Raw genomic sequence first — 19780 nt, forward strand, 5'->3', positions numbered from 1 at the left:
GAAGCAAACTACCATAAATGAACCAATTTTTGGAATGGTTTTCAAGCACTTGCTAGATATTACAATATATTGATTTTACAATAATTCGTATTTAATTGGGATCGCAATTTTAAGAACTTCAGACTTCAAAAAGTCAGGCATCTCAGGCAGCTCGTTTAAGTCTTCTATGGTTTCAAGGGCCGACTTATCTAAGATGGCATGGCCGCTACCTTTTTTAATTCGAATATTTGAAAGATTCTTTGGGTATGAGACTTCAAAGTATATATCCACAACACCTTGTTTTTTAAGCATTTTTGCAATTTTAGGATAGCGCTTTCTTGCAAGAATTTCATCTCTGACTCTCTTTAGATATCTTGCCTTTTGCGTTTCTTGTCCACTGTTAACGACCTTTTTTGGATTAGGTGCATTTTCAAGACTATGCTCTTTTACAACCTTCCTTTTTTTAGAAACAACTTTCTTGGCCTTCTTTACAACTTTCTCTTCTACCTTTTGTTCAAGGCTATTCTTTATTTTAACTATACGCTTAACTTGAATTCTTTGAGATTGATTCTTTGAATAATGAAGATTTGCGCTATCTTCTTTACTTTGAGTAGAAGATGCAAAAAGCAGCAGGCCATGAAGACCTGCTGATATGATTGCTGTATATAAAAAAGTATTTTTGCGCATATGAACTATTATTATCACTAAAATAGTTAAGATTCTCAAATCCTTTATCTATAATGTAGATTTTTCATCACATTTTACGCTGATTTTTAACTTTGCATCTCTCTTAAAACCATTTGTAGGATTCCACCGTGTTCGTAGTAGTCTACTTCTGCTGCAGCATCAATTCTTAAAGTAACTGCAAACTCAACAACACTTCCATCTTCGCGTATCATCTCAACATTTAAGTCTTGTCCTGGCTTTACACCACCGTCGACACCGATGATATTAAAAGTTTCAAGACCTGTTATTTTATGGGACTCAATACTCTCTCCTTCTTTAAATTGAAGAGGAAGAACACCCATACAAACAAGGTTACTACGATGGATACGTTCATAACTTTCAGCTAAAACGGCCTTGATCCCTAGCAGATTAGTTCCTTTGGCCGCCCAGTCTCGTGAACTTCCAGAACCATATGCACTACCGGCCACAACGATAAGAGGTACGTTTTCATTTTGATATTTAAGTGAAGCATCATAAATACTCATCTGCTTTCGACTAGGAAGATGAGTTGTCCAAGGCCCTTCTGTTCCAGGGGCCATTTGATTTTTAAGCCTAATATTTCCAAAAGTTCCGCGAACCATGACTTCATGGTTTCCACGACGAGAACCAAAGCTATTAAAGTCCTTCTGTTTTACACCTTGTTCAATTAAGTATTGGCCTGCTGGCGAATCTTTTCCAATTGAGCCAGCTGGTGAAATATGATCCGTTGTAATCGAATCCCCTAAAAGACACATGATCTTTGCTCCTTCAATATCTTTAAGAGGGGCAGGATCTTTTGGAAGGTCAACAAAGAAGCTAGGCTCACGCACATAAGTTGAATCTTTATCCCATTCAAAGAGATCACCTTTTGGAGAGGCCATACTCTTCCACTTATCATCCCCTGCAAAGATTCTGCCGTATTCATACTCATATTGCTCAGTTGATACAGAAGAAGAGATTAATTCATGTACTTCTTCAGGTGTTGGCCAAATATCTTTAAGAAAAATATCTTTTCCATTCTCATCTTGTCCAATTGCTTCTTTAGAAAGATCGCATAAGAAAGTACCAGATAAAGCGTATGCCACACAAAGAGGTGGAGAAGCTAAGTAGCTGGCCTTAATTTGACTATGGACTCGCCCTTCAAAATTTCGATTCCCTGATAAAACAGAAACAACGGCCAAATTATTCTCATTAATATCTTTAGATACCTCTTCTGGAAGAGGACCTGAGTTTCCAATACATGTCGTACAACCATAACCAACAAGATTAAAACCAAGTTGCTCTAAATATGGGAGAAGGCCTGACTTCTTCAAATAATTTGTCACAACTCGAGAACCTGGTGCAAGAGAAGTCTTAACCCAAGGCTTTGTCTTTAATCCTGCTTCAACTGCCTTTTTTGCGACAAGGCCTGCGGCCAACATGACAGACGGGTTAGAAGTATTTGTACAACTTGTAATTGCAGCAATTGCAACATCACCGTGCTTAATTGTCTTGCCTTCGTTTTTATTAACTTTGAAATTATCATCAAATGATTTTCTAGCATCAGAAAGATTCACTCGCTGTTGAGGAAGCTTAGGGCCAGCAAGACTTGGAACAACTTTACTTAAATCGAGATCAAGGATTTCACTAAATTTTGGCTCCACATCACCATCTTCTCTAAATAGTCCCTGTTCTTTTGTGTATTTTTCAACAAGCTCAACCTTCTCTCCACGCCCAGTCATTCTAAGATATTCAAGTGTGACTTGATCCACTGGAAAAAGGGTTGCTGTAGCACCAAACTCTGGCGACATATTTGAAAGTGTAGCGCGATCGGCAATACTTAAACTAGATAGCCCATCACCAAAGAATTCAACAAACTTACCAACAACACCATGAGCTCTAAGTTTTTCAGTAAGAGTTAGAACAAGGTCTGTTGCTGTTGCTCCTGTTGGTAAGCTACCAATTGTTCTAACACCAATAACAATTGGCTTTGGTAAGAACATTGGCTGACCAAGCATTGCTGCTTCGGCTTCGATTCCACCAACACCCCAACCAAGAACACCAAGTCCATTAATCATTGGCGTGTGAGAGTCTGTACCAACAAGAGTGTCTGGTAGTGCCCATCCATTTTTCTTTTGAACAACATGACCAAGGTGTTCAAGGTTAACTTGGTGACAAATCCCCATTCCAGGAGGAACAACTCGAAAATCTTTGAAGGCCTGCTGTGCCCAATTTAAAAGGGCGTAGCGTTCTGCATTTCTTTCATATTCTAATTCTAAGTTTTTTTCATATGAATCAGCATGGCCAAAGTTATCAACTTGTACAGAGTGATCAATTACAAGATCAACTCCAACATATGGATTAACGGCCTTTGGATCTCCTCCATTTCTAGCCATTGCACTTCTCATTGCTGCAAGGTCAACGACAGCTGGTACACCAGTGAAGTCTTGCATTAAAACTCTTGCAGGCATAAATGCTAATGAAGAATCCTTATCATTTGGCCATGTAGCAAGGGCCTCAACATCAGAGTCCTTAACATCTTTCCCATCAACTCTTCTTGCAATATTTTCTAAAAGAATTTTTACTGTATGCGGTAGTTTATTTAAATCAACATTGTGCTTCTCACATAGATCCTTAAGACTAATATACTTAAGTTCTTCATCTGCAACCTTAAGTAACTTTGTTACTTCATTCATTAATCACTCCTAATCGTTTTGGTTAATAATTATTTTTCTAATTTCACATTCTCTTTCTTTTCGAATTATTTTAACATAGATAAAGATAATTTTTTTCTTAAGGAGACAAATATGAGCGATGAATTAGCACCACATAACGTAACTGTTGAGGAATTTAAGGGAAATAAGATTTTAAAGATCTACAAAGTTGATGAAGAAGGTAATGAACTTGAGAAATATGGTACTGTTGTTAGTTTTGGCCTAACAAAAGCTAAGTATATTCTTGAGAATATTGATCATATAAAGAAGTTTGTTGAAACTTATTCAAAAGATTAATTTCTTACTTGGTTAAAGCTCTTAATCAAACGATCTTTTTTCATGGCCACTTTTGACTGATATGTTTTAATAAAGTTTTTAGCTTGAGCGTAATTAGTGGCCTTACCAACTTGAATAACACCGGCCATGCCCATGACAAAGTGAAATTTACAATTATAGATATGGATACCTTCTTTTTCAAACTTTACAGTAATTGACTTCCCTTTTTCAGCTTGCCACTTTCTTTCACCATCTGGAGAGAAAATAGATTGAGGCTGGTGAGCAAAACTCTCCATTGGCTTAAAAGTTACAGTATCGCCTTTGTTAATTTGTAAATAACTGGGTTCGAAGAACATTGTCTCCCTCCCCTTCACCTCGTATGCTTTAACGAGATAATTCTTCGAGTAAGTATTTAATTGGAAAAGTAATACTATTGTAAGAATGGATATTTTCATAAGAAGAGAAACCTGACCGAAAATATTCGGTCAGGATTTTTTTAGTTATTTATATTTTAGATCGAAACGGTCTGCTTGCATGACTTTTGTCCAAGCCTTTACGAAGTCTTTTACAAACTTTCGTTTACCATCGTTAGAAGCGTAAACTTCTGCAACAGCTCTTAGCTCGGCATGAGAACCAAAGACTAAGTCAACAGGAGTTGCTGTATATTTAAGTTCGTTTGTCTTACGATCACGTCCTTCATAAATTCCAGGCATACTCGACTTAACCCACTTATTATCCATCGTTAAAAGATTTACAAAGAAATCATTTGATAATCTTCCTGGACGTTTCGTGAAAACTCCATGCTTTGAACCGTCAGTATTTGCATCGAGAACTCTCATCCCGCCGATTAGAACTGTCATTTCAGGAACTGTTAGACCAAGCATATTTGCTTTATCAATTAGCATATAGATTGGAGTTCTTCCTGACTCTTCAGTGTAGTAGTTACGGAAAGCATCTGCTCTTGGCTCAAGGAATTTAAAAGAAGTAATATCTGTCTGTTCTTGAGTCGCATCCCCTCTTCCAGACTTGAAAGGAACTTTTACTTTCACACCAGCATCACGAGCTGCTTTTTCAATAGCTGCTGCACCACCAAGTACAATAGTATCTGCTAGAGAAGCTCCATATCTTTTACTAATCTTTTCAAGCTTAGGAAGTGCTTTTTCAAGAAGTTTAGGATTATTTACTTCCCAACTTTTTTGAGGAGCAAGAGCAATTCGTGCACCATTTGCACCACCTCGCATATCTGTAGAGCGGAAAGTTGAAGCTGAGGCCCAAGCAACTTTTACAAGCTCAGATACTGTTAGCCCTGAATTAAGAGTCGCTTTCTTTATACTATTAGCTGTTGCACTTGAAATCTTCTTTCCTTTTGGAGTTGGATCTTGCCATTGAAATGACATCTTAGGAACTTCCTTACCAATATAGCGGGCCTTTGGTCCCATATCACGGTGAGTAAGTTTGAACCAAGCTTTTGCAAATGCATACTCAAACTTCTTTGGATCATCTAAGAAGGCCTTTGAAATTTTTGCATAAGCTGGATCTTTCTTAAGTGCGATATCTGTAGTGAACATAATTGGAGCATGACGCTTACCTTTAATATGAGCATCAGGAACCATCTCCGCTGCACCCTCATCTGTTGGAATCCACTGATGAGCACCTGCTGGTGATTTCGTTAGTTTCCACTCAAATGCCCATAGATTATCGAGATAACCTGTTGTCCACTGAGTTGGAGTTGCATTCCATGCACCTTCAAGACCCGAAGTAATTGTATCTTCAGAGTGTCCTTTTCCACATTTATTCTTCCAACCAATACCTTGGTTTTCAATTGGTGCTCCTGCTGGGTCTGGCCCTAAACAGTCTTGTGGTTTATGGGCACCGTGTGCCTTACCAAAAGTGTGTCCACCGGCGATAAGAGCAACTGTTTCTTCATCATCCATTCCCATTCTTCCAAATGTTTCACGGATATCCTTTGCCGCAAGTAGTGGATCAGGCTTACCATTTGGTCCTTCAGGGTTTACATAGATTAGACCCATTTGAACTGCTGCAAGTGGTTTTTCTAACTTGCGATCACCTTTATATCTCTTGTCTCCAGCAAGCCATTGAGTCTCTGGTCCCCAGTAAACAAGGTCAGCTTCCCAATCATCAGTACGTCCACCGGCGAATCCAATTGTTTTGAATCCCATATCTTCAAGTGAAACGTTACCTGCTAGAACCATTAAATCGGCCCATGAGATTTTATTTCCATATTTCTTTTTAATTGGCCAAAGCAGTCTTCTTGCCTTGTCTAGAGATACGTTATCTGGCCAGCTATTAAGTGGTTCAAAACGTTGTTGACCACCGCCGCCACCTCCGCGGCCATCGTGACTTCTGTATGTACCAACACTGTGCCATGCCATACGAATAAAGAAAGGCCCATAGTGACCGTAATCAGCTGGCCACCAATCTTGTGATGTCGTTAGTGTTTTTCTGATGTCTTTTTTTACTGCAGAAAGATCTAATTTCTTAAACTCTTTTGCATAGTTGAAGTTACTTCCTAAAGGACTAGACTCTGGTGAGTGTTGTCTCAGTGGAGAGAGATCGATTCGGTTTGGCCACCAAAATGAATTTGGTTTTGCTTCACCTTTTGCAAATTGCTGTTGCATCCCGTCCCCTGAGTTTGATGCACAACTCAGAAGTGCGAAAGTGGCAATCAGCAAAGGAAGTTTTCTTTTCATGCTTAAAGCTCCTTTGAAAAATAAAAAACCATAATTTCGTTGAAACTATTATTGCGAATGAGTCTTTTTAAATACATTCTATTTTGTCTATTTAATGATAGATTTTAACTATAAGAAAAGTTAAGTTATTCAATAGATATAAAGATCTTTAATAAATACAGTAACTTAGAACTAGTTCTAAATTACTGTATTTGATTTATTGAGGATTTATTTTCCGCTTTGGCTTTGTAATTTTGCAAGGTTTTTACTCACCTTGTCAGCATCTAGCATCGGATCGACATCGCGATCAAGTGCCACAATTTTTAAATTAGGATCAATAATAAAGGTCCATCTTTTTGACATATTAAAGACGGCCATCTTTGCACCAAACTTCTTCGTTACTTCCCCACTTTCATCAGAAAGTAAATCAAAAGTAAGGGCATGCTCTTCATGAAACTCTGCTTGATCCTTTACCGAATCAACGCTTATACCGTAGACTTCGGCTCCTAGCTTTCGAATAGATTTAATACTATCGCGAAAGGCACAAGCCTGTTTAGTACATCCAGGTGTTCCAGCTTTTGGATAAAAGTAAAGAACTGTCCACTTGCCTTTACGTGAGGCCATAGTAAAGTCTTTCCCTTTATGATTTTTAACTGTGAAGTCAGGAACTTTTTGACCTAGCTCAACATCCTTGGCCTGAGCGCTAAAGAACATAATTAAGGTTAGTAAAGGTATCTGAATAAATCTTTTCATTATAACTCCAGTGTATAAATAATAATTAAACTTTAACCTATAAAACTATATACGCAAAAATAATACAATTGGATCATATTTAAATTATTTCTAATATTCCTCTTCCTTCTTCACTCAAACTTGGCAAAACATAAGTTCTTCTTAAGATTTAAGAATGCTATAATCTTCTCTATGATAGGAAGCTTCACTGAAAGACAAATAGAATATCACTCGAAATTTGGAACAATCTATATTTGTGCTAATCCAAATGGAATTTCCTATATGGGCTGGGAAGACCAAGAACTCGACCCTCCACATCTAGATGATGATCAGCGAATTATCAAATATCTCCACGATGCAGAAGGCGAAATTGAAGAGTATCTTGCAGGTAGCCGCAAGAAATTCACGCTGCCAATAACTCTAACAAGAGGAACTTCTTTTCAAAAGAAAGTCTGGTCCGAGCTTCTAAATATTCCCTATGGCAAGACTACGACCTATTCAGATATTGCCCAAAAAGTCGGCTCACCCGATGCCGTCCAAGCTGTAGGAAGTGCTAACGGAAAAAATCCACTATGCATCCTGATCCCTTGTCACCGCGTCATAAATAAGTCCGGTGAACTTTCAGGCTATGCTGGAGGAGCTCAAGTGAAAGAGGCCCTCCTCAATCTCGAGGGAGCTTTTGTATAGACGATGCTAGGCTCCAAATGTTAAATTATTTGTCATGACAAATGACAAGAATCAAAAGAAAAACATGCGTCCAAAACAGGACATTCCGACAATTTTATCTCGCGTTGAAAGACCTAAGAAGGCAGTCGTAACTGCAGGTATGCCATACGCAAACGGGCCAGTTCATATTGGTCACTTAGCAGGTGCACACGTTCCAGCTGATATTTATGCAAGGTGGACAAAACTTCTTATCGGTCAAGAAAATGTTCTCTTTGTTTGCGGTACTGATGATCATGGATCAACAAGTGAAGTAGCAGCAAAGAAGCTAGGAAAAACAACACAAGAATTTATTGGTGAAGTTCATGCTAAGCAGTCCAAAACAATGGAGCGCTATTCTATTGGACTTGATACATATACAGGAACATCTCGTGAAGAAAATTACGAGGCCCATAAAGAACTATGCCAAGACTTTTTAAGAAAGATGCATGGTAATGGGATGCTTGATAAGAAGACAAGTGAGCAATGGTTTGATCCTGAATTAAATATGTTTCTTCCTGATCGCTATGTTCAAGGTGAATGTCCAAATAGTGAATGTTCAAATACAAAAGCATATAGTGACGAATGTGATGTTTGTGGGAAAAATTATGATCCACATGAATTAAAGAACCCTGTTTCAACAGTAAGTGATGCAACTCCTGTTCTTAAAGAAACTGATCACTGGTATTTAAATATGTGGAAAGTGACTGACCAACTTATTGAATGGTTAGATACAAAGCAAAAGACATGGAGAAAACCAGTTCTTCAAGAAGTATTTGGAACAGTTTATCCAAGTGTGATCTTTTCAAATAAATCAGAAGCAGATTACAAAGAAATTAAGGGAGATCTTCCAAAGCACAAGAGCCGTTACGCTCCAGGAAAGAAAGTTGTTGTTCAATTTGAAAACCTAGCTGACCTTGAAACTGGTAAGAAACAATTAACAGATAAAGGTATTGAGTGTGAACTTAATGATGCTTGGGCACATAGAGCGATTACTCGTGATGTTTCATGGGGGATCCCTGTGCCAACTGACCTTGATGAAGGGATGGAAGGAAAAACTCTCTACGTTTGGCCAGAGTCTTTAATTGCACCGATTTCTTTTACAAAAGTAGCTCTTAAGAAAAAAGGACTCGATCCGCAAACTTATAAGGATTTTTGGACAGACCCTGATGCCAATATTTATCAATTCCTTGGAACTGATAATGTTTTCTTCTACGTTCTCATGCAAGGAGCGATGTGGTTTGGTGCTCAAGAAGACCCAATGAGACAAGCGACTAAAGGAGAATTCCAACAAACAGATATCTTCTCTAATTTTCACCTACAAATTAATGGTGAAAAAATGAGTAAGTCGAAAGGAAACTTCTATACTGGTGATCAATTAATTGATGAGATGGGATACTCGGCAGACCAAGTTCGCTACTTCCTTTCAACTCTAAGTCTTTCAGAGAAAGCTTCTAACTTTGATTTTGAAGTTTTCAATGCCAAGAATGCATTCCTTGCAGGTCCAATGAATGCCTCTTTTGAAAAACCAATCTCAGCTTGTCACAAGCAATTTGGTGGCGTGGTTCCTAAGGGTGAGCTTATTGGTAAGACAGAAAAAGAGACTCTTAAGATCGTTCAACAATATACGAAGTTTATGGCAAAGGGAGAATACCCAAAGGCCCTTGGTGCACTAGAGAATTATGCTCGTATTATTAACGGACTATTTAATCAGTATAAACCTCACGATGATCGCTTTGATGAGAAAGAGCGTACTGATGCTCTTTATTCAAGCTTTTATATCCTAAGAAATATTCTTATTATGCTCTCACCATTTGCACCTGAGACAATGGAGAAGTTAAGAAAGTCGCTAAACCTTCCTGAAAGTGTTTATTCGATTGATGAGCTTGCAAAAGAATTCCCTAAAAATCATAAAATTGGGGAACAAGACGTATACTTTCCAGCAGTTGAAACTGAGTAAAGATAAAAGAAAAGGCCTCAAACGAGGCCTTTTTTTAATCAAGATCTTCTAGCTGACCTTTTATTTTATTCTTTAATTGATCAAAATTAATATCTTCAATTTCAACAATCATTCCTTCTTTTCTTCTTTGCGCTTCTACATCATCAAGATCATCTTCATCAGCAACTCCGATAACTTGTTCTAATGCAATAGACATATCTCTATGAACAAAAGGATCTAATTCATCAAGGCCTGCGGCCATTGCAGAACCAGCAGCTGTTCCAGTCGGCGCACCAAAGAAGAATCCTCCAGCAGCAGCGACACCTCCATCAAGACTAACACCTGTTCCAATATAGTAAGCAGCTGTTGCTTTTGCTCCGATAATTAACCCTAGATAAGCTGAAACAGCTAAAATAGCGACGTCAGCACCGGCAGCATAAAGAGCGTGGCGGCCATTCATATCGGCCATTTTCTTAATGTCACTTCTTGCAAAGGTACGATAATCAGAAAATAGATTTCGACATTTTAGCTCTTCCCTATTTCCATGACATTCTTCAAAGATATAGCGATCGTTTACGATTTCAGTGGCCTTGATATACTTGAAAGCAGTTTCTTCGGCCTTAATAAAAGTCGCAGCATAGTTGATTTGTGAAAGGAGTAGAACTCCTGTTAAAATAGTTTTCTTTAGTTTCGGGGATAGATTTTTCATGACCTAATATTATCAAGATTATGAATAATTATATCCAATCCTGTAACTTCTTTAGGCCATGAAAAATCTTTAAACACCCAATTATCTCATGAAATTCTAGCTACTTAGATAATTTAAAAGATAGTTTCTCACTTGGAATAACAACTTGATTATGCACCAGTATAAGTTTCTGAGACATGGCCATCAACTAGAAAGATTTCTCGTTCGGCCATTTTAGAAAAGCCGCGATCATGGGTTACCAAAGCAATAGTTGTTCCCTTTTGCTCATTAGTTTCTTTTAAAATATTCATTACCACTTCTGCATTAGTGGAATCGAGATTTCCAGTAGGCTCATCTGCAAAGATATAGCGAGGCTCCATGATTAATGCCCTTGCGATTGCAACCCTTTGTTGTTCCCCTCCAGACATTTGACTCGGCAATTTATTTGCGACATAGCCAATATTTAATTGCTCTAAAAGAAACCGAGCTCGTTTTTGGTACTCTTTTAATAAGCCTAAATTTCGGGGAGGTAGTAGGATATTTTCTAAAGCAGTCAACTCCGGCAATAGATAGTGAAATTGAAAAATAAAACCAATATGTCGACTTCTAAATTCATGAACAGAATCAACACTCATATGTGTTACATTCTTATTATCAATATAAATATGTCCTGAGGTTGGGTCATCTAGTGAGCTTATAATATATAATAATGTCGATTTTCCACTTCCAGAACGGCCTGCAATTGAAACAAACTCCCCGTCTTTAATCTCCATGCTAATATCATGGAGGATGCGTTGTGGAGGTTCACCAAACTCTTTAACAATATTGTCTGCTCGAATCATCACTCTCCCCTAATGATATCAATTGGAGTCATACGGCTTGCGGATAAGGCCGGTAAAAAACTTGCTATCAAAGAAGCGATAAGGGCCGCAAAGAATGAGATAGCATATGTCGATGGTGCATAATCAATTAATAAATGATTATTTCCACCAATATCAATATTAAGTTCAATACTTTCAACTAATCTACTGACAACATAACCTAAAATCATTCCCAAAATTCCACCACTTATTCCTAAGAAGATTCCTTGGTACATGATGAGCTCTAAAATTTTCTTAGGCGCATAGCCGATAGAACGTAATATTGCGATCTCTTTTCTCTTTTGGTTAATCATAATTGTTAGTACGTTATAAACACCAAAAGCAGCAACGATAAGTACTGCTATCGTAATAAAATAGCGAACCATATCCTGCATCATGATCATCTCCATAAACATGGGATTTGCCTCTCGCCAGTCCTCAACTTTATCATGACTTAATAGAGACCATTGATCGGCCAACTCTCCAGACTTATCCATATTAAAGAGGGCCACTGCGACCTCAGAGATACGACCAGGAGTTTTATTTAACTTTTGAACATCTTCTATATGAGCAAAAGCAATGGACTTATCAACATTTTCATCTCCAAATGAAAGAAGCCCTACAACCTTAAACGAACTTCTCTGATCCAGAGATCCTGTAACCACTTCTACAAATTGTCCGACACGTACACCTATTTCTTCAGCGGCCTTTACGCCAAGAATAATCTTATTCCCACCACTGGATAAAGAGGAGAAGTCTCCCTCTCTCATATAATCAGCTATTTTACTTACTCTAATTTGACGTTTTGCCTCAGTCCCAACAAGGGCCAGATTATGAGTAAGGTCTCCTCTTTTAATCATGACCTGGATATTTAATCGCGGGCAATAGTCATAAACTTCAGGATGGTTTGAAAGACGATTTGCCCAACCTTGATAATTTTCTAATTTTGCTTCACTTCGTTTTCCATAAGGAGGAGTAATCCAACTCACCGTTTGATTAGCATAAAACCATTCGTCCACAAGTTTACGATCGATAATATCCTCTCTTCCCGAGATGAGAATATGGGCCGTATTATTTAGTAGAGAATTAATAATATATTTGCGAAACCCTAGTTGTATTCCAGAGATTGAAACATAGAGCATGGTTCCAAAACTTATTCCTAATAAAATTAGAAACGTTTGCTTCTTCTTTGAAAAAAGTTGTTTCATCGCAAGAAAGAGCATCACTACCTCTTTATGAAAATAAGATCATCTAAATTGATATCACCCGAGACGACCTCAACCCACATGCCATCACTATTTCCAGTTGTGACATCCACTTTTTCTCGTTTCTTATTTCTCATGCGAAGAACTTTTCCATCGCTTATGGCCTTAACTGGAATGAGGAGTACATCCTTTTTCTTTCCTACTTCAATAACAACATCTGCCGTCATCCCAGGTAGAATGCTCTTTTCAAGGCCCTCAACTTCAATACGTGTTATAAACTCTCCCTCTCTAGGATAGATTGTTTTCACATATCCTTCATACTTAAGCTGAGACTGACTTTCAAAAACAAGTCTTGCTCTTTGTTTTGGTAAAACTCTTAAAGCAGCATCTTGCTCAAGTGATACTTCTATGTATTTTTGATTTAAATTTTTAAGTGTAAGAACTGTAAATTGAGGAAGTACAATTTCTCTCTCTTTATTTGCAACAAGAGTAACTGTTCCATCAAAAGGAGCTTTAAAAAGGACCCGACCTTCAAAGCTTATAAGACGATCCCCCTTCTTTACGCTTTGCCCCTCTTTAACGTAGAGCTTTTCAACTATTGATAACACTCCAATCTTTACGTTAAATTCCTGATCTGACTCCACTCTACCAAGTCCATATATCGCCTCAACCACATCGCCCTTTTTAGGAGAAATTAATTCAAAGTTTTTTTTGAAATAAAAGACTCTAGCACCGATGGCCACAGCAATAAGAACGATTATAACTAATGCGATATAAAGCTTTTTCAAGACATCCTCCGATTAATATCTAAAAATTTTCGCATATCTCGTTATATAAGACCAAAGAAAAGCTAGTGATAAATATCAGTTTAATAAGTCAATAACATATGGCCTAAGATAAAGTTATAGTTTGTTATATTAATTAATTTGTCTTACCTAAAACAATAATTATAAAATGAAGAAAAGCTTACCATTAGGACTCAAGATGGCCGATAATATAAAAACTGCGACTTCTAGTATTAAAGAAGTCCTTCGAATTATGGACCTATGCCTAGGTTCATTTACGGCCATTTTATCATTTTCAATTTTTATCTATAATCTTACTAATGGTCTCGATCTAATCGGTCCGCTATTCATCTTATTCTTTCTCATTTACAACCTTGTTCTATCTCAAATCAGTATAAGAACGAGTAAATCCCAATTTGTAGAAGTCTTTAGGCACTTTACGACGCTAACCTTTCTATGTCCTTTAAGTCTAGTCTTGGTAAAAGAGCCCTTTTCACCATTTTGGTTTCTATATTTAATCATGATTGTTTCAAGTAGCTCGATCTTCTTTGAAATTTCACGTGGCTACCTATTCAGTATTTACACGACTATTTATGGCATCCTAAGTTATGTAATTGCTTCACTTATTCTGATTCCTGATAAACCAGTAACTGAAATAGCTCTTCATGTTTGGGTCATGGGAATGCTAAGTTTTCTTCTTCATCAAATATTAAAACTTGTTGATCGAAGTTATCGCCGAGAACAACATAAGTCCCTGGAACTATTTGAAACCCTGAAAGATCTTGAAGAAGCACAACAAAGCTTAATCTACAGCTCAAGACTTAATGCAATTGGTGAAATGGCCGGTGGGATTGCCCATGAAATTAACAATCCTCTTACGATTATTTCCGGAAGTGTCTTTAAGCTAAAAAAAGAAATGCAAAGTAATTCTTTAAGTGATGAGGAATTAAAAAAGAATCTTGATCGAATCTCAGATACAGTGAAAAGAATTACTCAAATTGTCACAAGCTTGAGGATTGTTTCAAGAGACTCTTCTAATGGAGAAAAATTAATAGAAGTGCCAATTCGAGATATTCTTCAAGATGCTCTTTCAATTTGTAGTGAAAGGTTTAAGGCCCATGGCATTGATTTAAAGCTTAGTCTTGATGATGAAGAATTTGATACTCTCGTAAAGGTTGATCGAGTTCAGCTATCACAAGTATTTCTAAACTTACTAAGTAATTCCTATGATGCCATTGAAGGACAGGAAGATTCATGGATTCGAATTGAGGCTTTTGAAGAAGGAAAAATGCTAGTTATTAAATTAACAGATTCTGGAAATGGTATCTCACAAGAGCATCATGAGAAGATATTTGAACCCTTTTATACAACTAAGGAAGTTGGTAAAGGAACAGGATTGGGACTATCAATATCAAAGAGTATTCTAGAAAAAAACCAAGGAGAATTAACCCTCGATACACACGCTAAAAATACAACCCTAATAGTGAAAGTCCCAAAAGCTTAAAGCCTTGGAAGCGTAACTGCTAGAAACATGAGATAAAAGAGTCTCCGATACTTCCAAGAACAATTTCTCCACTTTCGTCGAGAATATTTCCATATGAATTCCCACCATCGCAATGGTCTTCCATAGAGATAACTATTGTATAGATATTTCCTGTTTGAGTTGCCTCTAATTGCTTAAGAACTAGTGCATCTGCACAATATTCATAATCAAATTCTTTAAATGCTGGATACTTTGAGAACTCTTCTTTTGTTAATTTTGGTAAACTCTCAGAATGAACTTCTATATACTCATCACGATCATAGCTTGAGGCCAGATCCACATTATTTAACTCAGGACATGCCACAACCTGACCAGCAGCGACACTTGAAACAATCATTAATAATAGAACAACAACACTTTTCGCTTTCAACATTTTCAACCTCGTAATTTTTAATTCGAGGCATTTTTATCCAAGACTAAACAAAATCACAATTATATTAAAAATATGAAAGACATATAATAATTAGATATCACACTCATACATCAATGGCCCTTCTTGGCCAAGAGTTGTCGAAGCTGGCCCACGGGAGGTTGTAACCTCATCGGCATCATCATATTGCATGAATGATCCAATAAAGGCAGTGAACAATATTAACAAGAATAATGGTGTCGCAAATTTTATATTAAGCATAATTACTTTATCGACACAATTGGTTGAGTTCTTTAGTCCAGATTCACTAAGTGCCCGTCTTTACTAGGAGATTGGGTAATTTCCCAGCGATTTTTGTCCGGATCAATGAGTAGAAAACTCTTTTCTCCCCAAGGATGATCCTTTGGTTCTCCACTCACCTCAAAGCTAAACTCAGACTTTAAGTTCATAAGCTGCTCATAGAATTGATCCACATTTTCAACCGTAACTCCGTAAGAGACTTGAGCAGGATTATCAATAAGATCAAAATAGTCTTTGGCCTTGCCCACTGGCCTAAAAAAGGCCACGCGACTCATGTCTGGTAGAACAAAGTCAGCGAAGTCTTCATTTGCAAAATGGGCCTCAACTTTGAAGACGGCCGTAAAAAACCTTGAAATATTAATAACATCTGATGATGTTATCACTAAGTGAGAAAGTGCTTTTATCATAATCGATCCTATTTTATTTAATGCTATTACATTTTTATTGACTTAGATAGGTTTCCAGCATAAATCTTCTTATCAGTTTTCTGATCCAGTTTTAGTGGCCATCCTTCCTGCCACTTTTTTCGGTGCCTTTTTTGATAAAGCGCCTTGTGAGAACATTTAAAATGAAAGAGCTTGATAGGCTTGTCGATTCTCTAGCAAAGAATCGATACTATGTGAGTGATACACTCATTAATAACGAACTAGTGCGTGCTTTAAAAGATGAAGCACTTAGTCGTTTTGAAGTTGGTGAATTTGATCAAGCAAGAGTTGGCAGACAACTCACAAAACGACTCGATCAGCATATCCGAAGAGATAAAATCTCATGGATCTCTTCTGATACAAATGAGCAGACTAATGCCTTGAAAGAATATTTTAGCTTTCTTAACCAATTAAAAGATTATTTAAACCCTCTCTTCTATCTCGGGATTAGAAATTATGAGGGCCACTTTGCCTTCTACGATACTGGTGCCTTCTATAAGAAGCATGTTGATCAGCATCGAGGAAGAGGTTTGAGGCGTCTAAGTGTTATTCTCTATCTAAATGATATGAATGATGGAGATGGTGGAGAGGTTGTTCTCTATGATTTTAATCATCACGAAAATGTTCTTGATACAATTCGGCCAAAAGAAGGTCGACTTTTAATTTTTATCTCTGAAGACTTACCCCATGAAGTTCTGACTGCTCATATGCCAAGACTTTCTCTAACGGGGTGGATGAGAGCATAGAAAGATCAAGAAATTTTAAACCTTATTAATATTAATATGAAATAAAGATTTCATAATAAGAATTATTTCAAAGGAGCCTAAAATGAAAACTAATGAAGGAAATGCAGATCGCATTCTTCGCATCGTAGCTGGTTTAGTCTTATTATCGCTAGTTTTTGTGGGTCCCAAGAGTAACTGGGGCTATATTGGTCTAATTCCTCTCATAACAGGGGTTTTAGGAGTATGCCCAGCTTATAAAATCCTTGGTCTCTCTACTAGAAAGGTCCATCCCACAAAGTAGATATGTGTTATACTCTATTATAGAGTGAGGACATATCTGTGAACGAAAGAGAATTAATCAAATCAGAGCTAGGCTTTGATCAAGTATCCTTATACATTGATGATCGTAGTTATTACTTCTTTTTTATGAAGCATGAGAAAGAGAACTACATGGTTCTTTTAAAAAATGAAATTGAAAAAAAATCACATGAGATGCTTAGAAATTTCTCCTGTGATTATCCTGAACTGCCGACCTTTCTAAAAGAAACGCAATCTCTAATGCTCTTTGATATTCCAAACGGAAAATTAACAAGACTTGTTGAAGAAAAAATCGATAAGGAAATTTCGGGCCAGGCAAAAAAACTACAACAACGTCTTAATGAATTTGTTCTTCAATATGGCTATTATTGGAATTGGGAACTGAATTACTTCTTTGTGACAAATAACAATCTTATGTACATTGACTTAGAAACTTTAGAGATTGGCACAAAAAGTCGAATACTTGATATGCCAATCTATAGTGAACTAAGTCTTGAACAAAGAGTTAGACTCAAAATTAAAAGAGAGAATAAACAACTAAGTAATCACGCCCGCTTTACCAAGTGGCTTAAATAACAGCTTCTCAGTCCTAATTCCTATCCCTTAATTCCACAGCGTGAAAATGCTTCTGGTAGAGAAAGTAAATTTAAGCCTATCTCTTCATCCATTTTTCTTTCAATTCTTTGTGTTATTGGAAAGAAATAAATTTCAGTAGTAACTGCAACCTTTGCTCTAAATAAATGGCCACCTTTACAAGAGAAGTCTTCATCACCTAATACTGTGTGAATATGAAAGAATGGCCTTCCATCAAGATATGATAAGTTTCCATCCAAACTTAATAATTCGAAGTCTCCATTGAATTCTTTTCTGTCGTACGTTTTTGTCTCAAGGTGATAAAAACCTAACTCAACTTCTTTTAATGCCCCAATACCTTTGAGCATTCCCGCTGACAGCTCTTCGGCCACTGCAAACTCTTCGAGAGCAGAAAATAAATCTTCGTCTTTATATAAACGAATTAAATAACATTCCTCTTGCTTGATATATTTCATGTTAAACTCCTGAATTTACACAAATTATACAATGAGAAGGGCCTCCAGTCCCCCCGCACTGCACCCTGAAAATCTTCTAGCCTTGATGGACGCTAGCATTAAGCAATGCTAAACATAATACATGTATAAGATGCGTAAAATTCTCTTATTTTTCACAATTATTTCAGGACAAATAATTTTTGCATCAGAATGTTTTAGTGAGCACTTAAAAGAAGCTATTGAACAAAATCGCCAGCGTAGAGGCCTCTATGCATCAATATCAAATAATAAAAGTAAGTCCATTTCAAATAAATTAATATTTGCTGAAAAAATCGCCCACTTTTATTCAAAAGGCCTAAATAAGAAACTTAGGTCCTATCGTGAAGCAGGTATTCCAATTCTCTGTCTTGATTTCATTGAAATGAGTAAGTCACCGACCTATCTAGGTAAACAAGCTCCTCCAACTCTTATGTACAATGAAATAGATAGCATAGGAGCTAAAGACCTTAAAAAGAATCTAAAAGAGATGCTAAGTGAAGACAGATTTCACCATATTACTGACTTTATCGAAGAAGAACTCTCAAATGAGATCAAATATGGGCCATATAATTGCCTCTTTAAACACGTCCTTGAATCTCTTGGGCGTACATCATATCTAACTCCTTACTATATAGAACATGCCAAGAGCCTTGGCCTTAAGTCACCTCAAAAGCTTCTAAAGAATTATCTTAAGATGAATATCTCAGCATTAAGCTTTGCAAGATATCTCGACAAAAAGGCTAGCTCTCTTCAAGAAAAAGGAATTGGAATTTTATGTAGAGATGTTCCTCATATTCCGTTAAGATTAGACTATGAGATGGAACTTTCTAAATACTAAAATTGGTGTGGCCTTTGGCGGTGGAGCTGCTAAAGGAATTGCCCACATCGGTGTACTTAAAGCTTTTGAAGAAAAAAATATCAAGATATCGTACGTATCTGGTACAAGTGTTGGCGCAATTGTCGCTTCCTACTATGCGTTTGGAAAGAATTATGAAGACTTCCAAGAGCTTGCAAAGAAACTAAATTATAAAGATTCAATAAGCTGGACTATTCCAAAGAAAGGCTTCTTTAGTACAAAGTCAATCAGGGAAATGATCATCAAGGACCTGGGAGATGTAAATATTGAAGATGCACAGATCCCTCTTGCAATTTGTACAACTGATATTTCAACAGGAGAGCAAGTAATCTTTCACAGAGGAAATTTAGCCGATGCAATTTGTGCTTCAGTATGTGTGCCAGGGGCCTTCATTCCTCAAGTAATAGAAGGAAGAACCCTCGTCGATGGAGGAATCACGGAGAATGTTCCCGTCTCACCTCTTTATAAAATGGGTGCTGGAATTATCGTTGCGGTTGATTTAAATGGTGTACAAAAATACCAAGAACCAGATGATACATTTGCCATAATTAGCAATGCTATGGATATTGCAATTGACTTAAGAACAAGAGAACAAATTCAAGATGCAGATATCATCCTATCCCTGGATCTTAGTAAGTATAATCGTCTTAATAACTCAAAGTGTATTGAAGAGCTCATAAACGAAGGCTATAGGCCAATGATCGACTCACTTTCAAGTCTTTCATGGTATCGCAATGCTAATTATCTCGAGTTTCTCAAAAAGCTGATCATTGAGTTTCTACCGTTTAGGATACCGCGCGTTATTTCTAATATTTATAAAAAGAAACTTTCTCAAATTTTTATTAAATAATTAAATTATGAGAATGATTTTTTATTTTTCATAATTTTATCGTTATCATTAAGATATAAATTAAAATGGAGT

The 19780-nt window shown here is 36.9% G+C and carries 22 protein-coding genes; 9 read left to right on the forward strand and 13 right to left on the reverse strand.

Annotation, left to right across the window (positions count from 1 at the left end; genetic code table 11):
• Positions 1–75: 75 nt before the first annotated feature.
• Together ACN5L8_RS06660 and acnA are read right to left on the reverse strand one after the other, a co-directional pair.
• Positions 76–666, reverse strand: a complete 591-nt coding sequence (locus tag ACN5L8_RS06660) for an energy transducer TonB (protein WP_115361590.1) — start codon at positions 664–666, stop codon at positions 76–78.
• An 86-nt stretch (positions 667–752) separates the two neighbouring features.
• A complete protein-coding gene (gene acnA / locus ACN5L8_RS06665) occupies positions 753–3359 on the reverse strand; it encodes an aconitate hydratase AcnA (RefSeq protein WP_419172671.1) in 2607 nt (868 codons plus the stop codon).
• A gap of 111 nt (positions 3360–3470) precedes the next feature.
• On the opposite strand from acnA, the gene ACN5L8_RS06670 reads away from it, so the two are divergent.
• Positions 3471–3674, forward strand: coding sequence for a hypothetical protein (locus ACN5L8_RS06670; RefSeq protein ID WP_115361594.1), 204 nt, complete (start codon positions 3471–3473; stop codon positions 3672–3674).
• On the opposite strand, the gene ACN5L8_RS06675 is transcribed toward ACN5L8_RS06670, so the two are convergent.
• From ACN5L8_RS06675 to ACN5L8_RS06685, 3 genes are all read right to left on the reverse strand, one after another.
• Positions 3671–4009: a plastocyanin/azurin family copper-binding protein gene (locus tag ACN5L8_RS06675; protein ID WP_412474134.1), complete on the reverse strand. Its 339-nt coding sequence runs from the start codon at positions 4007–4009 to the stop codon at positions 3671–3673. The genes ACN5L8_RS06670 and ACN5L8_RS06675 overlap by 4 nt on opposite strands.
• A 144-nt stretch (positions 4010–4153) precedes the next feature.
• A complete protein-coding gene (gene katG, locus ACN5L8_RS06680) occupies positions 4154–6292 on the reverse strand; it encodes a catalase/peroxidase HPI (RefSeq protein WP_419172821.1) in 2139 nt (712 codons plus the stop codon).
• Positions 6293–6571: 279 nt separating this feature from the next.
• On the reverse strand, positions 6572–7096 hold the full coding sequence (locus ACN5L8_RS06685; protein WP_115361600.1) for a peroxiredoxin: 525 nt from the start codon (positions 7094–7096) through the stop codon (positions 6572–6574).
• 171 nt (positions 7097–7267) lie between these two features.
• Between ACN5L8_RS06685 and ACN5L8_RS06690 the strand changes: the two genes are divergently transcribed.
• Both ACN5L8_RS06690 and ACN5L8_RS06695 read left to right on the forward strand, forming a co-directional pair.
• Positions 7268–7762 carry a methylated-DNA--[protein]-cysteine S-methyltransferase gene (locus tag ACN5L8_RS06690; protein WP_115361602.1) on the forward strand — a complete coding sequence of 165 codons (495 nt, stop codon included), beginning with the start codon at positions 7268–7270 and terminating at the stop codon, positions 7760–7762.
• A gap of 34 nt (positions 7763–7796) precedes the next feature.
• Complete coding sequence (locus ACN5L8_RS06695) at positions 7797–9737, forward strand: methionine--tRNA ligase (protein ID WP_419172672.1); 1941 nt, start codon at positions 7797–7799, stop codon at positions 9735–9737.
• A gap of 34 nt (positions 9738–9771) precedes the next feature.
• Here the strand turns inward: ACN5L8_RS06695 and ACN5L8_RS06700 are convergent, their stop codons facing one another.
• The 4 genes from ACN5L8_RS06700 to ACN5L8_RS06715 form a co-directional block, all read right to left on the reverse strand.
• A complete protein-coding gene (locus ACN5L8_RS06700) occupies positions 9772–10425 on the reverse strand; it encodes a hypothetical protein (protein ID WP_115361606.1) in 654 nt (217 codons plus the stop codon).
• Positions 10426–10574: 149 nt separating this feature from the next.
• A complete protein-coding gene (locus ACN5L8_RS06705; RefSeq protein ID WP_115361608.1) occupies positions 10575–11246 on the reverse strand; it encodes an ABC transporter ATP-binding protein in 672 nt (223 codons plus the stop codon).
• Positions 11246–12487 (reverse strand): ABC transporter permease, encoded by a 1242-nt coding sequence (locus ACN5L8_RS06710; protein WP_115361610.1) that lies wholly within the window; start codon positions 12485–12487, stop codon positions 11246–11248. Before ACN5L8_RS06710 ends, ACN5L8_RS06705 begins: the two co-directional genes overlap by 1 nt.
• A 2-nt stretch (positions 12488–12489) precedes the next feature.
• The gene (locus ACN5L8_RS06715; RefSeq protein ID WP_419172673.1) at positions 12490–13257 is read right to left on the reverse strand and encodes an efflux RND transporter periplasmic adaptor subunit; all 768 of its coding nucleotides are present in this window, start codon (positions 13255–13257) and stop codon (positions 12490–12492) included.
• A gap of 166 nt (positions 13258–13423) precedes the next feature.
• On the opposite strand from ACN5L8_RS06715, the gene ACN5L8_RS06720 reads away from it, so the two are divergent.
• Positions 13424–14758, forward strand: coding sequence for a sensor histidine kinase (locus tag ACN5L8_RS06720; protein ID WP_419172674.1), 1335 nt, complete (start codon positions 13424–13426; stop codon positions 14756–14758).
• Positions 14759–14777: 19 nt separating this feature from the next.
• Here ACN5L8_RS06720 and ACN5L8_RS06725 read toward each other — a convergent pair whose 3' ends face one another.
• The 3 genes from ACN5L8_RS06725 to ACN5L8_RS06735 all read right to left on the reverse strand — a co-directional run bounded on the left by ACN5L8_RS06725 (position 14778) and on the right by ACN5L8_RS06735 (position 15874).
• On the reverse strand, positions 14778–15170 hold the full coding sequence (locus ACN5L8_RS06725) for a hypothetical protein (protein ID WP_115361617.1): 393 nt from the start codon (positions 15168–15170) through the stop codon (positions 14778–14780).
• Positions 15171–15260: 90 nt separating this feature from the next.
• Complete coding sequence (locus tag ACN5L8_RS06730) at positions 15261–15428, reverse strand: hypothetical protein (RefSeq protein WP_419172675.1); 168 nt, start codon at positions 15426–15428, stop codon at positions 15261–15263.
• Between the two features lie 32 nt (positions 15429–15460).
• A complete protein-coding gene (locus ACN5L8_RS06735; protein ID WP_419172676.1) occupies positions 15461–15874 on the reverse strand; it encodes a VOC family protein in 414 nt (137 codons plus the stop codon).
• A gap of 146 nt (positions 15875–16020) precedes the next feature.
• On the opposite strand from ACN5L8_RS06735, the gene ACN5L8_RS06740 reads away from it, so the two are divergent.
• The 3 genes from ACN5L8_RS06740 (at position 16021) to ACN5L8_RS06750 (ending at position 17511) form a co-directional block, all read left to right on the forward strand.
• Entirely contained in the window at positions 16021–16638 is a 618-nt protein-coding gene (locus tag ACN5L8_RS06740; RefSeq protein ID WP_115361621.1) for a 2OG-Fe(II) oxygenase, read from the forward strand.
• Positions 16639–16720: 82 nt separating this feature from the next.
• Positions 16721–16918: a YgaP family membrane protein gene (locus ACN5L8_RS06745; RefSeq protein WP_419172677.1), complete on the forward strand. Its 198-nt coding sequence runs from the start codon at positions 16721–16723 to the stop codon at positions 16916–16918.
• A gap of 38 nt (positions 16919–16956) precedes the next feature.
• The gene (locus ACN5L8_RS06750) at positions 16957–17511 is read left to right on the forward strand and encodes a hypothetical protein (protein ID WP_419172678.1); all 555 of its coding nucleotides are present in this window, start codon (positions 16957–16959) and stop codon (positions 17509–17511) included.
• Positions 17512–17531: 20 nt separating this feature from the next.
• On the opposite strand, the gene ACN5L8_RS06755 is transcribed toward ACN5L8_RS06750, so the two are convergent.
• Complete coding sequence (locus tag ACN5L8_RS06755; protein WP_115361627.1) at positions 17532–17984, reverse strand: PPC domain-containing DNA-binding protein; 453 nt, start codon at positions 17982–17984, stop codon at positions 17532–17534.
• A 121-nt stretch (positions 17985–18105) separates the two neighbouring features.
• On the opposite strand from ACN5L8_RS06755, the gene ACN5L8_RS06760 reads away from it, so the two are divergent.
• Both ACN5L8_RS06760 and ACN5L8_RS06765 read left to right on the forward strand, forming a co-directional pair.
• Positions 18106–18840: a hypothetical protein gene (locus tag ACN5L8_RS06760; RefSeq protein WP_120404214.1), complete on the forward strand. Its 735-nt coding sequence runs from the start codon at positions 18106–18108 to the stop codon at positions 18838–18840.
• Positions 18815–19708 carry a patatin-like phospholipase family protein gene (locus tag ACN5L8_RS06765; protein WP_120404213.1) on the forward strand — a complete coding sequence of 298 codons (894 nt, stop codon included), beginning with the start codon at positions 18815–18817 and terminating at the stop codon, positions 19706–19708. Before ACN5L8_RS06760 ends, ACN5L8_RS06765 begins: the two co-directional genes overlap by 26 nt.
• Positions 19709–19780 lie beyond the last annotated feature (72 nt).

Source organism: Halobacteriovorax sp., from assembly GCF_048381875.1.
In the GTDB taxonomy this organism is placed as follows: Bacteria; Bdellovibrionota; Bacteriovoracia; order Bacteriovoracales; family Bacteriovoracaceae; genus Halobacteriovorax_A; species Halobacteriovorax_A vibrionivorans.

Bases quoted from the DNA above. Each gene is read 5' to 3' on its own strand.
- ACN5L8_RS06755 (WP_115361627.1), bottom strand. From the start codon at position 17,984: ATGAAATATATCAAGCAAGAGGAATGTTATTTAATTCGTTTATATAAA.
- ACN5L8_RS06690 (WP_115361602.1), top strand. From the start codon at position 7,268: ATGATAGGAAGCTTCACTGAAAGACAAATAGAATATCACTCGAAATTT.
- ACN5L8_RS06735 (WP_419172676.1), bottom strand. From the start codon at position 15,874: ATGATAAAAGCACTTTCTCACTTAGTGATAACATCATCAGATGTTATT.
- ACN5L8_RS06685 (WP_115361600.1), bottom strand. From the start codon at position 7,096: ATGAAAAGATTTATTCAGATACCTTTACTAACCTTAATTATGTTCTTT.
- ACN5L8_RS06700 (WP_115361606.1), bottom strand. From the start codon at position 10,425: ATGAAAAATCTATCCCCGAAACTAAAGAAAACTATTTTAACAGGAGTT.
- ACN5L8_RS06675 (WP_412474134.1), bottom strand. From the start codon at position 4,009: ATGTTCTTCGAACCCAGTTATTTACAAATTAACAAAGGCGATACTGTA.
- ACN5L8_RS06725 (WP_115361617.1), bottom strand. From the start codon at position 15,170: ATGTTGAAAGCGAAAAGTGTTGTTGTTCTATTATTAATGATTGTTTCA.
- ACN5L8_RS06710 (WP_115361610.1), bottom strand. From the start codon at position 12,487: ATGCTCTTTCTTGCGATGAAACAACTTTTTTCAAAGAAGAAGCAAACG.
- acnA (WP_419172671.1), bottom strand. From the start codon at position 3,359: ATGAATGAAGTAACAAAGTTACTTAAGGTTGCAGATGAAGAACTTAAG.
- ACN5L8_RS06660 (WP_115361590.1), bottom strand. From the start codon at position 666: ATGCGCAAAAATACTTTTTTATATACAGCAATCATATCAGCAGGTCTT.
- ACN5L8_RS06730 (WP_419172675.1), bottom strand. From the start codon at position 15,428: ATGCTTAATATAAAATTTGCGACACCATTATTCTTGTTAATATTGTTC.
- ACN5L8_RS06670 (WP_115361594.1), top strand. From the start codon at position 3,471: ATGAGCGATGAATTAGCACCACATAACGTAACTGTTGAGGAATTTAAG.
- ACN5L8_RS06705 (WP_115361608.1), bottom strand. From the start codon at position 11,246: ATGATTCGAGCAGACAATATTGTTAAAGAGTTTGGTGAACCTCCACAA.
- ACN5L8_RS06765 (WP_120404213.1), top strand. From the start codon at position 18,815: ATGAGATGGAACTTTCTAAATACTAAAATTGGTGTGGCCTTTGGCGGT.
- ACN5L8_RS06745 (WP_419172677.1), top strand. From the start codon at position 16,721: ATGAAAACTAATGAAGGAAATGCAGATCGCATTCTTCGCATCGTAGCT.
- ACN5L8_RS06695 (WP_419172672.1), top strand. From the start codon at position 7,797: ATGACAAATGACAAGAATCAAAAGAAAAACATGCGTCCAAAACAGGAC.
- ACN5L8_RS06760 (WP_120404214.1), top strand. From the start codon at position 18,106: ATGTATAAGATGCGTAAAATTCTCTTATTTTTCACAATTATTTCAGGA.
- ACN5L8_RS06720 (WP_419172674.1), top strand. From the start codon at position 13,424: ATGAAGAAAAGCTTACCATTAGGACTCAAGATGGCCGATAATATAAAA.
- katG (WP_419172821.1), bottom strand. From the start codon at position 6,292: ATGCAACAGCAATTTGCAAAAGGTGAAGCAAAACCAAATTCATTTTGG.